The 19,394-nt window shown below is 41.6% G+C and carries 15 protein-coding genes; 5 read left to right on the top strand and 10 right to left on the bottom strand.

Translation table 11 applies throughout. From position 1 onward, the window contains the following. Positions 1 to 5: 5 nt before the first annotated feature. Positions 6 to 2,795, bottom strand: coding sequence for a nitrate reductase catalytic subunit NapA (gene napA, locus FA584_RS04100; RefSeq protein ID WP_167750301.1), 2,790 nt, complete (start codon positions 2,793 to 2,795; stop codon positions 6 to 8). Between the two features lie 279 nt (positions 2,796 to 3,074). On the opposite strand from napA, the gene FA584_RS04095 reads away from it, so the two are divergent. After that, positions 3,075 to 3,926, top strand: a complete 852-nt coding sequence (locus FA584_RS04095; RefSeq protein WP_167750974.1) for a hypothetical protein — start codon at positions 3,075 to 3,077, stop codon at positions 3,924 to 3,926. 114 nt (positions 3,927 to 4,040) lie between these two features. Then, positions 4,041 to 4,682 carry an alanine--tRNA ligase-related protein gene (locus FA584_RS04090; protein ID WP_167750299.1) on the top strand — a complete coding sequence of 214 codons (642 nt, stop codon included), beginning with the start codon at positions 4,041 to 4,043 and terminating at the stop codon, positions 4,680 to 4,682. 140 nt (positions 4,683 to 4,822) lie between these two features. Here FA584_RS04090 and FA584_RS04085 read toward each other — a convergent pair whose 3' ends face one another. The 4 genes from FA584_RS04085 to FA584_RS04070 form a co-directional block, all read right to left on the bottom strand. Next, on the bottom strand, positions 4,823 to 7,075 hold the full coding sequence (locus FA584_RS04085; protein WP_096046120.1) for a TonB-dependent receptor: 2,253 nt from the start codon (positions 7,073 to 7,075) through the stop codon (positions 4,823 to 4,825). Positions 7,076 to 7,392: 317 nt separating this feature from the next. Next, entirely contained in the window at positions 7,393 to 8,784 is a 1,392-nt protein-coding gene (locus FA584_RS04080) for an OprD family outer membrane porin (RefSeq protein WP_096046119.1), read from the bottom strand. A gap of 161 nt (positions 8,785 to 8,945) precedes the next feature. Next, complete coding sequence (locus tag FA584_RS04075; protein WP_167750298.1) at positions 8,946 to 10,031, bottom strand: methyltransferase; 1,086 nt, start codon at positions 10,029 to 10,031, stop codon at positions 8,946 to 8,948. A 171-nt stretch (positions 10,032 to 10,202) separates the two neighbouring features. After that, entirely contained in the window at positions 10,203 to 11,336 is a 1,134-nt protein-coding gene (locus FA584_RS04070) for a nicotinate phosphoribosyltransferase (protein ID WP_167750297.1), read from the bottom strand. Positions 11,337 to 11,511: 175 nt separating this feature from the next. Here FA584_RS04070 and FA584_RS04065 point away from each other — a divergent pair, with 175 nt between their 5' ends. The 3 genes from FA584_RS04065 to FA584_RS04055 all read left to right on the top strand — a co-directional run bounded on the left by FA584_RS04065 (position 11,512) and on the right by FA584_RS04055 (position 13,865). Further along, a complete protein-coding gene (locus FA584_RS04065; RefSeq protein ID WP_167750296.1) occupies positions 11,512 to 11,724 on the top strand; it encodes a 4Fe-4S dicluster domain-containing protein in 213 nt (70 codons plus the stop codon). A gap of 185 nt (positions 11,725 to 11,909) precedes the next feature. Further along, complete coding sequence (locus FA584_RS04060) at positions 11,910 to 12,833, top strand: hypothetical protein (RefSeq protein WP_167750295.1); 924 nt, start codon at positions 11,910 to 11,912, stop codon at positions 12,831 to 12,833. A 171-nt stretch (positions 12,834 to 13,004) separates the two neighbouring features. Beyond that, on the top strand, positions 13,005 to 13,865 hold the full coding sequence (locus FA584_RS04055; RefSeq protein WP_167750294.1) for a DMT family transporter: 861 nt from the start codon (positions 13,005 to 13,007) through the stop codon (positions 13,863 to 13,865). Here the strand turns inward: FA584_RS04055 and FA584_RS04050 are convergent. The 5 genes from FA584_RS04050 to FA584_RS04030 are packed head-to-tail and all read right to left on the bottom strand — an operon-like array spanning position 13,853 to position 19,369. Next, a complete protein-coding gene (locus FA584_RS04050; protein ID WP_167750293.1) occupies positions 13,853 to 14,941 on the bottom strand; it encodes a GTP-binding protein in 1,089 nt (362 codons plus the stop codon). The genes FA584_RS04055 and FA584_RS04050 overlap by 13 nt on opposite strands. A gap of 11 nt (positions 14,942 to 14,952) precedes the next feature. Beyond that, entirely contained in the window at positions 14,953 to 15,765 is an 813-nt protein-coding gene (locus tag FA584_RS04045; protein ID WP_167750292.1) for an MIP/aquaporin family protein, read from the bottom strand. Between the two features lie 19 nt (positions 15,766 to 15,784). Then, on the bottom strand, positions 15,785 to 16,594 hold the full coding sequence (locus FA584_RS04040) for a DUF5714 domain-containing protein (RefSeq protein WP_167750291.1): 810 nt from the start codon (positions 16,592 to 16,594) through the stop codon (positions 15,785 to 15,787). Then, positions 16,594 to 18,774: a methyltransferase domain-containing protein gene (locus FA584_RS04035; protein ID WP_167750290.1), complete on the bottom strand. Its 2,181-nt coding sequence runs from the start codon at positions 18,772 to 18,774 to the stop codon at positions 16,594 to 16,596. Before FA584_RS04035 ends, FA584_RS04040 begins: the two co-directional genes overlap by 1 nt. Further along, positions 18,764 to 19,369, bottom strand: coding sequence for a TVP38/TMEM64 family protein (locus FA584_RS04030; protein WP_167750289.1), 606 nt, complete (start codon positions 19,367 to 19,369; stop codon positions 18,764 to 18,766). The genes FA584_RS04035 and FA584_RS04030 overlap by 11 nt, the downstream gene beginning before the upstream one ends. Between the last annotated feature and the right edge of the window lie 25 nt (positions 19,370 to 19,394).

Below are 19,394 nucleotides of genomic sequence, written 5' to 3'. Positions count from 1 at the left end.
ATTACTTATGCTTTATAAAGTTTGACCGCACACTTTTTATAGTCCGTCTGTTTAGAAAGAGGACATGTTGCATCAAGACATACTTTGTTGATGAAAACTTTCTCATCAAACCAAGGAACAAATACAAGCCCACGTGGTGTTCGATTACGTCCCCTGGTTTCCACACGCGCTTTACATGATCCACGACGACTCTCTATCCAAATCAATTCGCCTTGGATAAAGCCTTTCGCTTTTGCATCTTCTGGGTGCATATAACAAAGTGCCTCAGGAACAGCACGGTAAAGCTCAGGAACCCTCATCGTCATCGTACCACTATGCCAGTGCTCTAGCACACGCCCTGTACACAACCATGTATCATACTGCGCATCTGGCATTTCGCATGGATCCATATACGGTCTAAAGAAAATTTTCGCTTTATTTTTAAGCGGGTATGTCTCTTCGGTGGTTGGTTTGAGTAAGTTGCCTTTTTTGATCGCTTTTGCAAATGTTCCATAAAATGCGAACTCACCATTGTTTTCTTTTGCAGCATACGGATCATACTTAGCGTTAAATCTCCATTGTGTCTCTTTACCATCGACAACAGGCCATTTAAGTCCTCTTACTTTGTGGTAGGTGTCAAAGTCAGCCAAGTCATGTCCATGACCAGCCCCAAACTTGCGGTACTCTTCCCAAATCGCTTTTTGCAAGAAGAAGCCATACCCTTTCCACTCTTTACCATCACTGCCCATGACACCACGTTTATCGCCGTTGACTTCGGTGTTATCAAAGCCTTCACCAATAGGGTCTTGTGCTTTAAATGATTTGAAAAATTCATTAGCAAACAAAACGTCATACAAAGTATCGGTCTCTTTGTAGCCCATCGCTTTTGCCGCTTCGATAACGTTTGGTAATTTGCCACCCTTGATTGGTTGTTCACCCCAAACATCTGCAATCGTAAAGCGTTTTGAAAGCTCAACCCATTGCCATGTATCACTCATCGCATCGCCAACGGGGATGACTTGTTGTTTCCATTGTTGTGTTCTTCGCTCAGCGTTACCGTATCCGCCCCATTTCTCATAAATCATCGCAGAAGGTAAGATCAGATCAGACACTTTGGCAGAAATTCCTGGATACGCGTCAGAACAGACGATAAAGTTGTCAGCTTTACGAGCCGCTTTGATCCAGTGTTCAGCGTTCGCTGTGTCTTGGTAAGGATTACAGACATTGACCCATGCAAATTTGATTTTTCCACTCTCAATTTGTCTGTGGATATTCATAATATGTTGGTAACCCATTGGATTGAGTGTGCCCTCTGGTAATTTCCATATTTTCTCACTCACGGCTCTGTGTGCAGGAATCGAAACATCCATATCGGCAGGTAAACGGTGTGTAAAGGTACCCACTTCACGCGCTGTTCCACACGCACTCGGTTGTCCTGTCAAAGAAAATGCTCCAGAACCGGGTTTGGCTTGTTTGCCAAGGAGAAAGTGAACCATATACGCTTGTTCATTTACCCATGTACCTCGTTGGTGTTGGTTAAAGCCCATTGTCCAGAAGCTGACAACTTTACGCTCTTTTTCAATGTAAAGGCTTACAAGTGTTTGCAGTTTTGCTTTAAAGCTCTCGATGGTCTCATCAGGATTGCCTTTAGCAATTTTTGCAACATAATCAAGAGTATAAGGCTCTAAACCTTTTTTAAAATCTTCAAAGCTAATTTCCCAGTGAAGCATCGCAGCATCTGCTTTATCCATTTTCATGGTATCGCCCGCTTTAACACCTAAGTGTGCAAGGCCTGGAGCTTCTTTTGCAGAGATAACTTTCGCTTCTTCTTTTTTAATAATCTCAAGTTCTTTATCGGAGTAGCCTAATTTTTTAGCCTCAGCTTCCGTTCGCATACCATAACCGATATTCGAAAAACCGGTTGCAAAAATGGTATTTTTCTTCACAAAATCCCAATCAATCGCTTCTGGATGATTGTAAACAATCTCACGTGCAATGTAGTTCCAAATCGCAAGATCGGTACTTGGAGAGAAGATAATCTCCGTGTCCGCAAGGTCAGAACAACGGTGCGTATACGTAGAGAGGTTCACCACTTTGACTTTATCGGGAGAGGTCAGTTTTCGATCACTCACCCTTGACCATAAAATCGGATGCATCTCCGCCATGTTGGCACCCCAAGTAACAATGGTATCGGTCAGTTCAATGTCATCGTAACAGCCTGCCGGCTCATCGATACCAAAGGTTTGCATAAAGCCAACAACGGCTGAAGCCATACAGTGACGCGCATTAGGATCGATGGCATTGGAGCGAAAGCCCGCTTTCATCAATTTTGCGGCGACATAACCTTCATGAATCGTGTATTGACCGGAACCAAACACGCCGATCGCTTCAGGACCGCCCGCTTTCATCGCGGCTTTCATGTGTTTTTCCATCTCGTCAAACGCACGTTTCCATGAGACAGGTTTGAATTGACCGTGTTTGTCAAATTCACCTTTGTCGTTCATGCGTAAAAGTGGTTCTTTAAGACGATCCGCACCGTACATGATTTTGGCATTAAAATAGCCCTTGATACAGTTAAGTCCACGGTTGACGGGAGCCGCTGGATCACCTTTGACCGCGACAATTTTACCCTCTTTGGTCGCCACCATAATACCACAACCGGTACCACAGAATCGACACACAGATTTGTCCCAACGCCAATCTTTTTCGGCGTGTTCCCCTGCGGCCTTAAGCTCGGAAGGCACGCTAATGCCCACCGCAGCAGCAGCGCTCACAGCGGCAGATGTTTTTAAAAAGTCTCTTCTTGAAAGCGACATGTTGAAACCTCCTGATTTGAGTTACGAGGTCATTCTATCACTAAGCAAAAAGACAATCTATGACTTAAGTCAATACTTTAGTTTGGTGAATTTAATTTTGTGGGGATTTGGGGTTTACATGTAAAAGTGTATTGATGGAGTTTTTTGGAGAGAGTGAGCGAAGTTGAGACAAGAGAAAAATAGCTCGTATCCTTTATCAAGTACTGTAGTATATAATGTTCTATGAACAATATAGTTAGCTAGCAAATATAGATGAACAATTATGGAAAGGAATTAAAATTGCCACATAAAGACCTTGAAAGATATTTGGAAACATTTAATGAAGAATTTAAGCAAAAGCATATTGAACATAAAAGAAGACCATTCGAGTTTATTTCTAGATATTCCACAGAGTTTAATCAGCCAGTTAATCTGTCATCAAACTTTGCAAAATATATTTTTGAATGGTTTGAAAAAAGAGCAAAAGAAGGTGCCCATAGTATAGGAAGTCTCTATACTTCTGCATATTATTATGATGCACAATTTTGGGAACTTTCAATTCCTGTTTTTTTTGGAACAGTAAAACTAAATTCACTTGATAGCTTGAAAGATATATCTGATATTGACAAAGAAAAAATTTTAAAGAATGAAAAACAAAAATTGGATTATGTTGCATTTTGGTCAGATTGCATTGACTATGCGATGGGCTTCTCAGAACTTCGTCAAAAAACTGATATAGATTCATTTGGAAAAAGTCTTTTACTTTCGGCAAATGAAGAATTACGATCTGCAACCAACAACCTTCTAAGCCTCCCCGTCCAAAAGAGAGCTATACTGAATTGTAGGGCGGCTGTAGAAACAAGTTTAAAAGCATATATTGCATTAAAACGAGGATTAACTGAAAAAGAAGCTAAAAAGTTTAACCACAATCTTTTTAAACCATTTGATGAAACAATTAAAATATCTGGTAATAAAAGCCTTGATTTACTTCGCAATAGATTAAAAAATTTACCAAATATTGAAGCCAGATATGAAGAACAAACTTTGACTTTCTTGGAGTTATGGAATGGATATGTTTTGGCACAATGTATAAGTTCATTTGTAATTAGAGATTTTACAGGTCATAATTCTCTCTCTATTATGTTAGATTAAGTAAATACACATAAAGAGAACAGGTTATTTTTTCTTTACATGTAAGCATAAAAGTTCAGTTTTTTCCTTTCAATTTTCTATATAATATTCATGCATTAAACCATGGAGAACGTTATGTTAGATAAACTTTTTTGGGATGATCCTTACTCGAGCGAAATTCAAGCAAAAATTGCATCGGTTGAGGGTGATGGTATTTACTTAGACCAAACCATTTTTTACGCATTTTCAGGCGGTCAAGAGAGTGATTTTGGAACCATTGGTGGCGTTGAAGTCTTAGAAGCAACCAAAGAAGGTACCAATATACGTTACACTCTAGCGAGCGAACATGATCTTCACGTGGGGCAAGAAGTAGCAGTCAAGATCGACTGGCAAAGACGTTATAGCCTGATGCAACACCATTTTGCTGCAGAATTAATCTTGGAATTACTTTATCAAGAACTAGGTTCGGTGGAAAAAATCGGCGCGCACATCGCCCAAGATAAAGCCCGCATTGATTTTTTTTGGCAGGAAAACATTAGCAACCTGTTTCCCCTCCTTCTTCACAAAGCAACAGAATTAATCAATAAAAACTTACCCATTAAAAGCGACTACAGCGATCTTGCAAACCAAAGACGTTACTGGGAAATCGACGGTTTCGCACAGGTTCCTTGCGGTGGCACGCACCTGAAACACACAGGTGAAGTGGGGCGACTCTGCTTAAAACGAAAGAACATCGGCAAAGGCAAAGAACGCATTGAAATTTATGTAAACCAATAGCTATTTGTATTTACATGTAAAAAAGAATTGGTACGTTTTTTGTGAGACTGCGGGGATGTAGAAATCCACGAGTTCTAAAGCAGAGCATTCAGGTTTTGCCCATACGTAAGCATGGGCAAAACTTTTGAAAAAGTGCTGACTTAAAATTTCATATTGAGCGTCAAGTAGACACCAAATGGCATGCCCGCCAAATAGGTTGGTTGTGTTGTATCCGCTGCAAGCGCATTATCAGGTGTAATGATGGAAGCAATATAGTGTTTATCCAAAAGATTGACAAAACTTAACTGCATATTACTCTCTTTAATGCTTTGGATTTTAGGCAATTTATAATCAACATTAAAATCCACTGTCGTAAACGAAGGAATTTCTTGCGTATGCTCCACATTACCGTACCTACTAGCCGTATAGCGAACAATAGGTGTGAATTTAAAGCTACCTATTTTATATGTCATAGAACCTTTAAGCCCTTGCATCGGAGCATCAGGAACTTGATTGTTTTTTGTCGACGTTGTTGCTAGCGCACTGGTTTGAAAGTTCTCTGTATAGTAGTAGCGATTGTAAAAAGCACTGGCAAGAAAATCTATAGACTCAGTGGCTGCACCACTAATGGCAAACTCAGCACCGTAACTTTCGGCATCAAGGTTGTTGGTAGGATAATTGATGCCGTATTGGGTATCATAAATGGTGGCTTGTTTACCCGATACTTTGGTATAAAAAAGATTTGGTGACAAAACAATGCTTCCAACTCTGTACTTTAGACCGACATCGTAATTATCGGAAATCTCTAGGTTTTGCTTATCCCATAGTTTCTGAAGGGTGACACCTTTACTCACATAAGTTGCTCGATTGGAGAGGTACGTTGGAAAAAGATTAACATCGTAACCATAGCTTCGACCGTAATCAAAATAGACTTCCGTATTGGATGTTACTTTATATCCTAAATAGGCACTGGGTAACCATTCGGTAAAGGTTTTAGAGGCGACACTTGACCACGGATCAAGCGCAACTTGACTGAGTGCCGTATCGTAATCAGAGCTTATAGAAGCACTATTTGCACCTGCCGTGTGACTGTTAATTCCTGCGAGTTTAAAGTCAAGGTATCGTATGCCAAACGCATAGCTAAAATCTTTAATGTCACCACTAAATTGTACAAATGGAGAGCTAAACTTATGCGTTGCCTCTTCGGCTAACATGTTCCAGCCATTGTATGTTAATTGCCCCGTATTGCTGACCGTGTACATTCTTCGACTCGTTGGAGGTCCTGGTAAATCTTGCTCTCCATACCAATAGCCGATCTTCATCGCCATTTCTTCAATGATCGGTATCTCGTAGGCCAATACGGCACCATACCTGTCATGATCAATGAGCCATTGGGTCACGGGCGATGTTGCTGGAGTTGCTGGCATATTGGTGAACCAATATTCGCCTTTGTCTTTTGAATAGTACGGTTTAAAACTCAAAACAGAGTCATTTGCAAAGCGGTATTCTAGGTTTGCCGTGACGACGTCATCGGTAAAAGATTGCTTATTCCAATCATAATAATTAGCATTCTTTGTTGTAGGATACGCCGTATTCCAATCTTTTTTATAATTCGCGTCCAAATCTTTTGCTTCAGTATAGGAAAGCCCATAATAATTGTGATGATCGTCTTCGCTGTGAGCATAAAATAGTTCACTTTTAAAGTTATCATTTGGTTTGTAGGTCATGCCTAACATCACGTTGGTGCGATCCAAATCACCTTCGCCTTTCCATTTATCGCCGCTGGTTTTAGAAACCGATCCAAACGCTGAGACATCGCCCATTTGTCCTGTATCAAAACGTAAAAAAGTTCTGAGGGCATTGTCTGAGCCCACCGTTTGTGATACCGTTGTTTCCATCTCTTTTTTGGGTCGATCGACAATCATATCGACTTTTCCGATCAGGTTGGAAAAACCAAGGCTTTTATCCGCAGGCATATACCCTTTATAAAGATCAATCCATGAGATATTTTCCATATCAAACATGGTTTTTCCACCACCTGGATTGCCGCTGATGGGGAGTGATTCTAACATGTAAACACCGCCCGGTCCTGACTGATTTTTACCCCTGATACGCAAAGGATCGTGGAACGATGTTTCGTTGGAACCAAAAACCTCCGCAGGTTGATAATCGACTGAAGGCGACATACCTACGACTTTGAGAGCTGAAATGCCTATAGGACCACTGTAAAGATCAATGGCGTCTTTATTGTATCCTTGCGAATTAACATTTTCTTTGCCACCCGTTTCAAAAGCTGTGGCACTCCCTGTTTTCCCCGTTGCAATAACCTCTTCTAATTGATAAGAATCTTGCCCATACAAATTGCATAGTGCAATAAGACTAAACACTAATGTTCTTTTCCCTGTTACATTCATCCCTGCCCCTCTTTTAAGTTGTAGTATTTTTATATATATAACGATATATCTGATTAAAATATTTTATGAATTCTTTAGTATTAATAAATCATAACATCCAGCAGAGGCTTTAAAAAATATTCATACGCCATCAATGTGCAACGAAAAAATTTGTATAATGTATTCATTGTATAAAATTTTATATAATGAATACATTATAATGATTATAACTTAAAATTTAAATAATTTATAAAATATTCATATACTTAATAAAAGGAATATCCCCTGTTTAGAGAAATTGAGGGGAAAACTCCGCCTCAAAAGAGACGGAGTTTCAATTAGAATTTGTAGTTAGCTCTAAATCTCATCTCATTAAAGTCTGTTGAACTAGCAGCTGTCGCACCCAATGCGGCAACATCTTTTGTAGCATTTTCATACTCAAGAGATAGCGTTAAACCTTTAAGTGAAGGGATGTCATAAGCAATTTGTCCTTCCCAGTATTTAGTTTTCGTATCACTCTCTGCATGATTCAAGATATAACCTACAGCGACAGATGAAGCATCTTGATTGATTTTGACATATTGTCCTAAGACTTTAAGACCCGTAACACCAACTTTTGTAAAATCATAACCCACTTCAACTTTGTAAGCATCTGTGTTAGCACCTGAAGTTACTTCAGCACCTTTGATCAATGGAGCAGTATACGTTGTAGGGCCATTTCCTGCACCTAGGAGAACAGATTGTCCACTTGATACGGTACTATAGGCAAAAGATCCATTAAAGCCTGCTAGCTCTTTAAAGCCAACACGTCCTTGGTACATATCACCCTCAACATGGAAACTATCAAATGTAGCATTTGATGTTCTTGACCCTCGATAGGTTGCATCAAGGAGTAATTTCATAGTGCTTAAAGGCACAACATAGTTACCCTCAGCATAGAAAACATTGGCATCGCCACCATTGGTTAATTCAACATCATTTACAAATAAGTATTGACCTGTTAATGTCAAATTTGTGATGGATGTGTTGATAGCAGCAGCAGTGTATGCTCCGTCAAATCCAAAAACATTTGATCCATTATTAGCTTTACCGGTTCCGTAAAATACCGCTTCTTTTTTAAAGTTAGGAATCCCTGATTCACCACCAGCTACGCTTGCGTCATAATCAGATGTTCTACCTTGAAATTTGTCAGAATAACCTGCAACTAAGGTTGTATTTGGAAGGTCTGTGTTGACAAGAACTGCTGCTTGGAATGCTTCTTTAATCATACGTGAACTAGAACTGTTAACAAGGGGGCTTGTAATAAATTGTCGACCCACTTTTGCCGTTGTCTTACCAATCGTATACGCTACATAGGCTTCTGAAAGTACCGCACCTGAACCGTACATATCGGTAGCATAAAGATTTTTTGCATCGTCATCAGCAAACGGTGCATAACTTGACTGCATTGTTAACCCAAGAGTTAAACCATACAATGAATCTGTTACATAACTCAACATAACACCTGTAGAGAAAATGTCAGCATCACCCTTGCCAAGTGTCCCATCTTTGCCAGGTATAGATACCGTAGGGTTAGAAGAACCTGTATCCCTATCAAAGTACCAAGCTCTTAATTCACCCGTTACTTTTCCATTTTTAAATGCGTCAGCAAGTGTATCTGATGCCGCAAAAGAACTAGAAGCGAGGCCCGCAACTACAATAGCCACCAAGCTAAGTTTAGCTATTTTCATATTTCCTCCTTAAAGCAGATTAGACTTCTTGCATCACCTGACATGATAGTATTATGCTAAGTTATGTAAGAAGTCTGTTAAAATATTACATCAAATATATAGCATGGAAATAGCATAAAAATTTAAGTATATTTTAAGTATATAAAAATTAACTCACACTTTTACACCATTTCTTTTGGCGTTAAAACCCACAGCTCAACTTTTTCATTCTCTCTTGAATCTGTACGTTTTGTTTTTTTTGAGGAAGCGTTCACGTCTCGTCTGAGGTGTAACTCTTTTTTAAAGCGGCCGTTAGTGCGTAATTCTTCGATGATGGGATGGGGACTTTTTGCATCAATAACTTGCGCTAGGTTGGAGAAAAGAAGCACTATTTTCCCATGACATGTAAGGTGTTTTTGGGCTTGTTCAAAAAACTGTGGAAAGAGCTCTTTCTCATAATAAATCGCTTTATCAAGCCCCTCTTCCAAGCTATGCTTTGCCAGTAACCACGGTGGATTAAACACAATCACATCCGCTTTAACATCGCAATTTTCAAATAAATCACCATGATTGAGGGTTATATTTGCTTCATAATCCAATCGCTTGCACTCTTGCGCCACGCCAATAATCGCATTTTTATTGGTATCGGATGCGAAGATAGTTTTAAAACCATTTTGAATGAGTTGAAACGATAAAATACCACTTCCTACACCGATTTCTATGGCTTTTTCTTTTGAACCAATGTATTTTTTAAGCCACCTATCAAAGAGCGTTAAATGCTCAAATCGTGTGGGAAAATACGTCCCATAAAAAGGGTGAAGCGTGATGCCTAAAGTTTTCACTTCAATGCCTTTTTGGTACCACTGCCACGCGCTATTCATCCCCTGAACTTCAGGGAAAGAGACATAAAAGTCAGCAATTTCGGGGTATAGCACTTTCAACCAACCAATCACGGGAGCCTTCTTCACAACTAGTTTATGACCTTTGACTTCCACTAACAAACGGTGCGATGCCTCTCTAAAGGCGCTACGAAAATCGCGTTGTCCTTGAAATTTTTTATCGGTATAGTAAACTAAAAGCGTTCGTTTGAGTTCAGCCAAAATTTCTAAACCATTGCTGTAAAACTCTTCCACAAGAACATACGTCCCTACGATCATCTCCTGCACGGCAGCCTTCGCATCCGTGTCGTGATAAAAACGTATCACTTCGATTTCGGAGGTAATAATTGGCGGTTTATCGGGTTGGAGAGTGAGTAAATCTTGATTCATGGATGATGCCTTTATAATGTGATGCAGTCTAGTGTATAAAGGCTTTGGTACGGGTTGGTTTTTTGATGAGTGAGATACAAAAAAAAAGTGGATGGACATTACTAGCTTTTTACATGTAAAGATAGTTAAACGTTAAGCCCTCCCTTTACATGTAAAAATAAAAAGTGAAATTTAGTGGCTCTTTTTGAGCAAAAACTCCCTCCCCACTTTAACCTTTGGTGTGCCACCATAAGCAATGATGTCAGCGGTTGCATTGGTCTCGCTCCATTTTTCGGGTAGAAATGAACCTGTTCCGATGATGTCGATGGGCGCTTTTGCGCATGCCATTGAACGACACTTTTGCGGCGTAAAACCTGAAGAAGCGATGATGCGTACTTTGGAAAATCCCGCATGATCAAGCGTTTCTCGCATGCTCCAGATGGCTGCCGCCGAAACGCCTGTGCCGATCAAGTCATGGAGTTCCGCTTCCGTACGGTAGTCACGCACCGCGTCAGGAACATGCCGTCCTAAAACATGATAGCTCTCTTGTGTATCAAGCCCCTCTAAAAAACGTCCGCCATGCGTATCGAGGCGAACAGCGATCTTACCATCGCGTGCAAACTTTGGAAAAGCGTGGCATACTTCTAAGGTGTCGGTGATTTCTCGACCGAAATAATCCGCCAAAATAGGGATGTTCTCCGTTGGAAAACATTCATGAAACATTTCAGCCGCACGAAGCGTTGAGCCTGCGTAGCCGATGAGCGCGTGGGGAACCGTGCCTAAGCCTTTTTCACATCCAAAGAAATGCGCCGTTGCATCGGTCGCATTGCCAATAAAACCCACTGCACCTAAACGTTGTGCCACACGTGAACCCACCGATGCCCCATACGCCATCATCTCAGCCATCTCAGTTCCTGCACAGTGACGCGCGTCCATCGCTAAAAATGAGACATGTGGAAGCATTTGACACATTTCATAGGCGTTGTAAGCAGCGACACATGCCGAGCCTAATTTTTGTAAAATGATCGTCTCTAATTCTACTAAATGCATAAACGAACCACTAAGATAAAACAAAGGCTCACCAGCACCTACCCATTCACCCTCCTCGTGCGTCGTTTCGATGATAACGTTGATGCCACGACTTGTCGCTTGTGTTTGAATCCACTGCGTGGCTAAACGTGTCGCACAAAGCACTGGGCGGCGTAAAAAGAAGGCATACGTGACTTCAGTATCGCCAAAATGTTCGATGATTGCTTTGGTATTGGAAAAATATTTATCCGTCCATGCGGTCACATCAGTGAGACCAAGTTCATTACTGTTTTGCATACAGCTCCTTGTTTTTTCATCCTGCCTTTATAGTCTCATTTTGCTATACTATTGCTTAGAGCAGACCTTTTTAACTCTTTTTTTACATGGGAAGCAGGCTATTTTCATGCTACACTGTTACAGTAGCATGCTGCATGAAAATGTTTTCAAAAAACAAAAAAAAGAAGGAGATATTATGGCAGCGAAGATTACCGATATTTGTATCGCGTGTGGCGCTTGTATCGATGAGTGCCCTGTAGAAGCTATTGTAGATGATAGCGAAAATCCAACAGGTGCAGATACGTATTATGTTTATGCTGACAAATGTGTTGAGTGTGTAGGTCATCATGACTCACCAGCGTGTATGGAAGCCTGTCCAACAGAGGGCTGTATTGTTTTAGGTGCATAGTGAAATAGAAAAAAACGTTTACAAAATAAAAAGGGGAAATGTTACCTCCCCTTTTCCCTCTTTTGACTGCTTTTATTTTTTGCCTCTATTTAGAAAATACGTATCAGCTCATACGCTCATGGCACAATCTCATTTTGCTATACTACGGCTTAGAAAACGCAAATATGTTTTTAAAAGGTGATAAGATGACACAACAGAGTGCATGGAGCATATGGTCTAAAATGGAAGCTACACGTTTAAGATGGTCAACGATATTACGATGTATCATGGGTTTTCTATCGGTCATCATGGGTCTCAATGTTTACGCTGATGATGTTATTCCACAAGAGCATTTAGCTTCAACTCACACTATTATTTCTGACTCTGCTGATATTAGTGTTTCCGAAATTAAACATTTAACCTTGATTTCCAAGACATTAGAACTTAAAGTGTCGACGCAAACAAGCTTAGAACTCAATGCCCTTTTGAGCAATAATTCCACTCAAGTCATCACTCAAAATATAGAGTGGATTGTGGCAAATCCTACGATTATTACTATATCCAATAACACACTTCAAGCTCTTAAAGAAGGAACAACAACACTTCAAGCACGCTATGGTAAGGTACTCTCCAATACATTGAACATTACCGTCTATCTAGAAATTAGTAGACATAGACTTCCTCCAGAGCCTGATGCTAAAGTGAACAACGCAACCCTTTTGGGCATCGACAGTAATCACAATGGCGTTAGAGATGATGTTGAGAGAAAAATTTACTTCCGATATAAAAAGCCCGTCATCCAAGCATTTATGATGCAAAGTGCCAAATCATATCCTAAATATTTAGAAGACCCTATTGCTAGCGCTAAAGCACAAGAAACACAAGATGAAATGTGGAAGGAAGGTTCATGTTCCGGATATTTAGAAGTAGTTAAAAAGATAGAAATGCCAAATGTTGAAGGTCTTAAATTTTTAAGCAATGCCTATATGAATACCAAAGAGAGAATCAAAGCTTATATCAAATTCAATGAAGCTTTAAGTGGTGGTAGTTACGCTATCCCATTAATAAGAGATTATAAAAAAGAGAATTGCGATTTTAATGTCGAAGAGATGTTAGAGATAGAAAAATAGAAATTGGATTTTGAGCTAAATTTTCAAAGTTTAACATCAAGGCGGTAGGCAATTATTTTCTTTACATGTAAACCTAAAAAACACCTTCTCCCCTCTATTTTCCCCAATTCCTTTCTTTTAAACTAATCCTCTCCATACTATAATAACACCTTCATTTCCACAAGGACATCTATGCGATATTTGATTTTGATAACGCTGATTTGGGCGTTTTCGTTTAGCTTTATTGGTGAAGTTTTAGCAGGTAAAGTCGATAGTTATTTTGCGGTGTTGGTGCGTATTGGGCTTGCATCACTGGTTTTTTTACCGTTTACGAAATTTCGAGGCGTTCCCACGACATTAAAGATCAAAATCATGCTGATTGGCGGTGTGCAAATTGGCTTCATGTATATCTTTTTCTATCAATCATTTTTATTTCTCACCGTTCCTGAGGTGATTCTTTTCACTATTTTTACACCTATCTATGTGACACTGCTTTATGATGGACTGAAGGGGCAGTTTAAACCGCTGTATCTTATCAGCACAGGGGTGGCGGTTTTGGGGGCGTATATTATTCGTTATCAAAACGTCAATTCTGAGTTTATCACAGGATTTTTGATGGTGCAAGGGGCAAATATCTGCTTTGCGCTTGGGCAAACTGCCTATAAAAAAGTAATGGAATCCAATACAAATATTGTACAAAGTGATGTATTTGGTTACTTTCACTTTGGAGCGCTGATTATCGGCATCGTTGCTTTTGGACTGTTTGCCAACACCGATAAACTCTCACCCACTTTGATACAATGGGGCGTTTTAGTGTGGCTGGGGGTTGTCGCTTCGGGTCTTGGGTATTTTCTGTGGAACAAAGGCGCATGTGAAGTCGATGCAGGAGTGCTTGCCATCATGAACAACGTGCACGTTCCCGCAGGGTTGATTGTAAACATTCTCATCTGGGGAACGCCGACCAATTATCTCTTACTGACTTTGGGAAGCGGGGTTATTGCCTTTTCATGGTGGTTACATCATCTTTTTATGAAGCACTATCATACGACATAATCGTAGCGGTAGGTTGGGTTTGGTCGTCCGGGTTGCAGGCATTTGGAAGCTTCGATTTTTTGAGTAACCTCATTGCCACATACCTCAGAAAGGACCTCTGTTACAATACGATCTAACGCTGCTGGATTCATTTCAACACGCGCATTTAACGTCATTTGAGCCTGATTTCCACTTCCTGCACTGCCTCTTATGCTAAGAGATTCACTCTTTCCTGTCACATTGCCTATCACATACTTTTTTTCGGCTTCGAGTAACACTTTGACATGCCCAACGGCTAAGTTTAAAGCATCAAACCGCTCTGCCAAGCTTTTTAACATTTTGTGCGTGAACGCATCCCAATTTACTGAGTGACCTTGAAGGGTGACTGTCGTGTTAAGCCATCCAAGCACGGCTTCGCCTTGCGCGTAAATATCATAATCCACTTCGGCTAAGTGCGTTCCTGCTACTGTAGAATGGCTCACTTCATCGAGCCACAGTTCCAAGCCTTCACCGCTTTTAGCGCTTAAGGAGAAGATTTTAGCTAATGGCCACCTCTTGGCAACTCGTCTTTTTAAGGTTTCAAGCGCATCACGTGAGAGTAAATCTATTTTTGTGATGACAATCATATCGGCTTCATCAAGCTGTTTTTGAAGAATATACGCCGCACTTTCATGAAACCCCGATGTACCACCTTTGAGTATAGCGTTCAACCGTTCGGGATCGACTAAAACACTTAGCGGCGAAACGATCAAATCCTCTTCGAATTTTTGTTTTAAAGGCTGCATAATCGTGGCAGAAAGATCCGTGCAACTGCCTACAGGTTCAGCAATAATCATCTCCATAGCACCTTTTGCTTTGAGGTGAGAGATAGCCTCTACAAACCCATTGAAATTACAGCAAAAGCAGCTACCACTCACCTCTGTAACGGAACGGATGGAGTGCTCAAGAAACGCTGTATCGACCAGTCCTGAGGCTTGATCATTGGTGATTAAACCAACGTGTTTGCCTTGTTCACTCAGCATTCGTGCCGACTCACACAACAGCGTAGTTTTACCCGCTCCCAAAAATCCACCCACTAAAATAATACGTGTTTTCATCATCATCCTTTTTATTGGCAGTCACATTTTTCACATTTGTTACGCATAAGAGGCTCAATGAGGCGTGTAAATAAAAATCCCGCACTCATGCCTCCAAGCAAAGGAGCTAAGATATAAACCCAAAAGAAACCTCCAACTTGATCAGGAAAAGAAGCCTCTTTCCACCCAAAGATCCATGCAACCATACGAGGGCTAAAATCCCGTGCAGGGTTCAGTCCTGCTTGCGTTAAAGGGGCGATAAGGCAGATGATGGAAGTGACGGCAAGCCCTATGAGAATGGGGGCTATATTGTCATCGGGTCGTCCCAAATTACAGCTCTCCGTCAAACAAAAAATGATAATCACAAGGCAGAACGTTCCAAATCCTTCTGCGATCATCGCCAAGGGCAGCGAGACGATGGCATTACTGTTAGGGAACTGATAATATTCACCAAACATTTTCGCGATTGCAATGGACTCTTGCGTACCACGAATGATGTGATGCGCATTTTCAAAAGCCACAATAGAAGGATTAAAGAGCACATACACCATCACAGCTGCACCAAAAGCGCCAAGAAACTGCCCTAAAAGATAAATAGGCATTTTTTTGATCGTCATTCTTTGGCTGATCACCATTGCCAACGTCACGGCTGGATTGAGATGCGCGCACGATAAATGACGTGCCGCGTAAATGGCAAGGCTCACACCCATACCCCAAATCATCGCTATTTGGAACAATCCTTGATGGGCATTAAACAACACCGACACCGCAACAGAACCACATCCAAACATCACCATCATAAACGTTCCTAAGCATTCACCCATAAATTCACGTTTATATTTCATCATTCGCTCTTACCTACTTTTAAAATATCGGGCACTCTTTTCCATAGCAATATTGGTTAAACTTTTTCTGATCGCATTTCGTTTCCATCTGTGCCAAAAGCTTTACATGTAAAAAGGTTTCGGAGAGCGATGAAGCGATATTGAGGGCTGTCCAGACTTCTCTATGGCAACAACGCGCCGCTTCGTACTCAGCGATTTTACCGAGCACTGCGTATGTGACCTTTTGAGCCGCAGAACGTGCTTTTTTGGCAACGGGTGAAGCCTCCAATACAATCGCAAAGCCAATGCCAACCCCCGAAGCCGCACCGCAAATCCCTAAAAATCCACAGGCACCACCCATAATGCTAGAGCCGCGTGAAAGCGCTGTTTTAAGTGCATTTTCGGGAAGTTTCCCACCACTGTTTTTATAGGCAGTAACGATGATGGCAGGTACCATGGCATGATGTTCAGGCCCGTGTTTTGGGATGCTGGGATGCTCACGTATCTGCTGAAAAAGCTTGAGCATATCGCGCTCTTTAGACGTAGCGCAGATGTGTTTGATGACGGCTAGTGCCTCTTTGGAATGACACGCATCGCACACATAATGCCCCTCTTTACATGTAACGCTTTGAACGCTCACACTTCCGCAATAATAACATGTCACTTCGTGCGGTGAGGGTGTGTAAACAAGCGCCGATGCGCAGACCATGCAGTTATGGTTTTTCTTAGAAGGTGCTATGCTAAACGAAACTTTCGCTGTCGGTTTTGTCGTCAATAAAAGACTTGGTTTGGACTCAGGTGGTGTCGCACAACAACAGCTTTGACCCTCTTTGATTGGTGACATTACCATTATCGTCCAGTAAACAGCTCGCTTTCCAACCGCTTTGCCAAAGCCTCATCAATGCGTGTTTTACCCCCTTTAAACAGCACAATACCATTGTCTAATGCAAGGCTTTCGCCTACACCTTTGTAGATGACTTCGACCTGCTTTTGCGTGTCTGGCTTGTGTGCCTCAAACGTAAGCGAGTAAAACATATGCCCTTGCACCTCACGGTAAAAAAAGCGTTTGATAAGCTCAACGTTTTCAAAGCCACTCTCACGTAGTAGTCCTAAAAGATGGGCTTGTGTCAGCGCTCCGCCGATGCACTCACCACTTAGTTTTGCGTCATTGCGGATAAGTGCACTTGCCTCTTCGTCGCACACAACATCGGAAACTACAAGCCTTCCGCCCTTTTTAAGCACCCGAAAGATTTCGGCAAAGAGTTTGCGTTTGTGACTGGAGAGGTTCAGCACACAGTTGGAGGTGATGACATCAAAACGCTCATCGTCCTCTGGCAATGCTTCAAGGTAACCTTTGGCAAATGTGAGATTTTTATAACCTAAACTTTGCGCCACCTCTTCTGCGCCACTTCGCGCGATTTTGAGCATGGAGTCGAGCATATCGACACCCACGACACGCCCACTTTTCCCTACAAGTTTTGAGGCGATAAAACACTCAATGCCTCTGCCAGAACCAAGATCAAGCATGGATTCACCCATTTTGAGCTTCGCATCTAAGATAGGACTGCCACAGCCGTACCCTCGAAAGCGCAAATGGGAGGGAATGTGCGAAAGGTACTGCTCTTCGTAGCATGCAGGGTTGAGGATGTCTTCTTTATCTTCCAATGCCGCGTCATGGTAAAAGGCTTTCACAAGGCGCAACGATTCACTCTCACCTGTGGCAAGCAGACAGTTCGCATGGGTATGCGCCACACCTTCATTTGCGCCGCAACTCTGCAAGATGTCACCCATTTCCAAACACAAAGCAGGCTTTACATGTAAAGGCTCAAATCGCTTCGCCTCTTGTGAAATCATCCACAAGGCAAGCTTCTCCAAAAGGGGTTCATACGGGTCATCGCCCATCAAGGTTTTGGCATGAGAAAAGCTGTGGTCTAAGTCGCCACCACCCAGTAAAAAACGAAGTGGCGAAGAGAGTGCGGTGATGGACTGCGCCCAAATCGCTTGAGCCACCTTACTTTCAAGCGCCTTAGCGATGCTCTCACCTTCCATTAAAAGCGCACTCTCACCTACCATCGCGGCACTGGGGTAAAAGTGTCCATCGTAGCCTAAAGCGATGGAACTTCGCCCCGAACTAGAGCCGTCATGTACCGTACCTTTGGGGGCAAAGATTTGCGTTTTGAGCGCTTCAAAATTGTCAATGACTAAGCCTAATTGTTGCGCTTTTTCATAGGCATTGATCAGCGCTTGAAAGAGTACGTCTTGGTCTATTAAACCTTCATTTTCGCCTCGTCCACGCGAAAAATACCATAAGAAATGCAGATGTCCCGCTTTAAGTTCGCTTGCCAATGCCACAATCGCTTCTAAACTCGCAATATTCAGAGGATGCAGACACACTGACAATGAAAACGAATAACCCGCTTTTTGAAGCCAAACAATATTGTGCTCAAGCTTGTCAAAACTTCCCTGCCCACGAATGGCATCATGCTCTTTGGGCAGACCATCAAGGCTGATTTGAAAATGCAGACGTGAGGTTGGAAACTCTTTACATGTAAAGACTTTTTCAAGCAATATGCCATTGGTTAAGATGACCACTTCGGTGTCACTGAGTGTTAAAATCATCTCAACCAACGCTAGCAGTTCAGGATGCACCAACGGCTCACCACCACTGATGATAAAAAGCCGACAACCCAGTGCGTACGCCTCTTTTACATGTAAAGAAATAGACTCAAAATTCAGTGTATCTTTCTCTGTGGGTGAAGAGGTAAAAAGGCAATGCGTACACGAGAGATTGCAACGGTTGGTCAGATGGATCCAAAACTCTTGCAGCGCTGTTTTAGAAGTTGGTTTTGGTCTATAAACCAAAGGATTTGGCTCAGAAATACGATGTTTTAACGCCTCATATGCAAGGCTTTTTTCATCGCTTTGCAATAACCTATCCGCCGCAAAATTGGGCACAAACCAGTCCGCACTGTGGCGATGCACATAAATAGGACTCTCTTCAAAAACAATACGTTGCCAATTACTTTTCATACCTCTCCAACCTCTTTTTTACACGGTGTTTTAACACCATCGAAACCACCACGAGCACAACCAATAATGCCACCGAGAGGTAAAACTCTTGGCTTCCAAAACTCAGCGATTGCGCACCTATATTGGCGTACACTAAAACTCCTGGCATCATACCCAAAAGCGTTGCAAAGAAAAAATCACGGTAGCGAATCGTTGAAAACCCAGCACTGTAACTGATGATGTTAAACGGAACTAAGGGCACCAATCGCAACAACAAAATCATCACAAAACCATGTTTTTGAACGCTTTTTTGAAAGTGTATCAGCTTTTCATGTGCCAATTTTTCACGCATTTTATGGCTGTAAAGTCGTGCAAGGTAAAACGACAATGTACCGCCACACAGTGCACCTAAAATGATGTAAAAACTCCCCCATGCAAAGCCAAAAATGAGCCCGCCCGCAAGTGCTAAAATACCATCAGGAAAGAAGATAAGCGGTGCAAGCGTAAAAAGAGCTATGAAAATAAGCGGTGCGTAAATACCAAAGCCAAGTACAAACGTTTTGATGGACTCAACTTGTGCGTAAGAGAGCACGCCATTTTTATAAAAGACAAACATCACAATGCCAAAGGCTAAAAAAAGT

This window comes from Sulfurospirillum diekertiae (genome assembly GCF_011769985.2).
GTDB lineage: Bacteria > Campylobacterota > Campylobacteria > Campylobacterales > Sulfurospirillaceae > Sulfurospirillum > Sulfurospirillum diekertiae.
The sequence above is the reverse complement of the archived record's forward strand: the minus strand, read 5'-3'. Positions and strand labels throughout refer to the sequence as shown.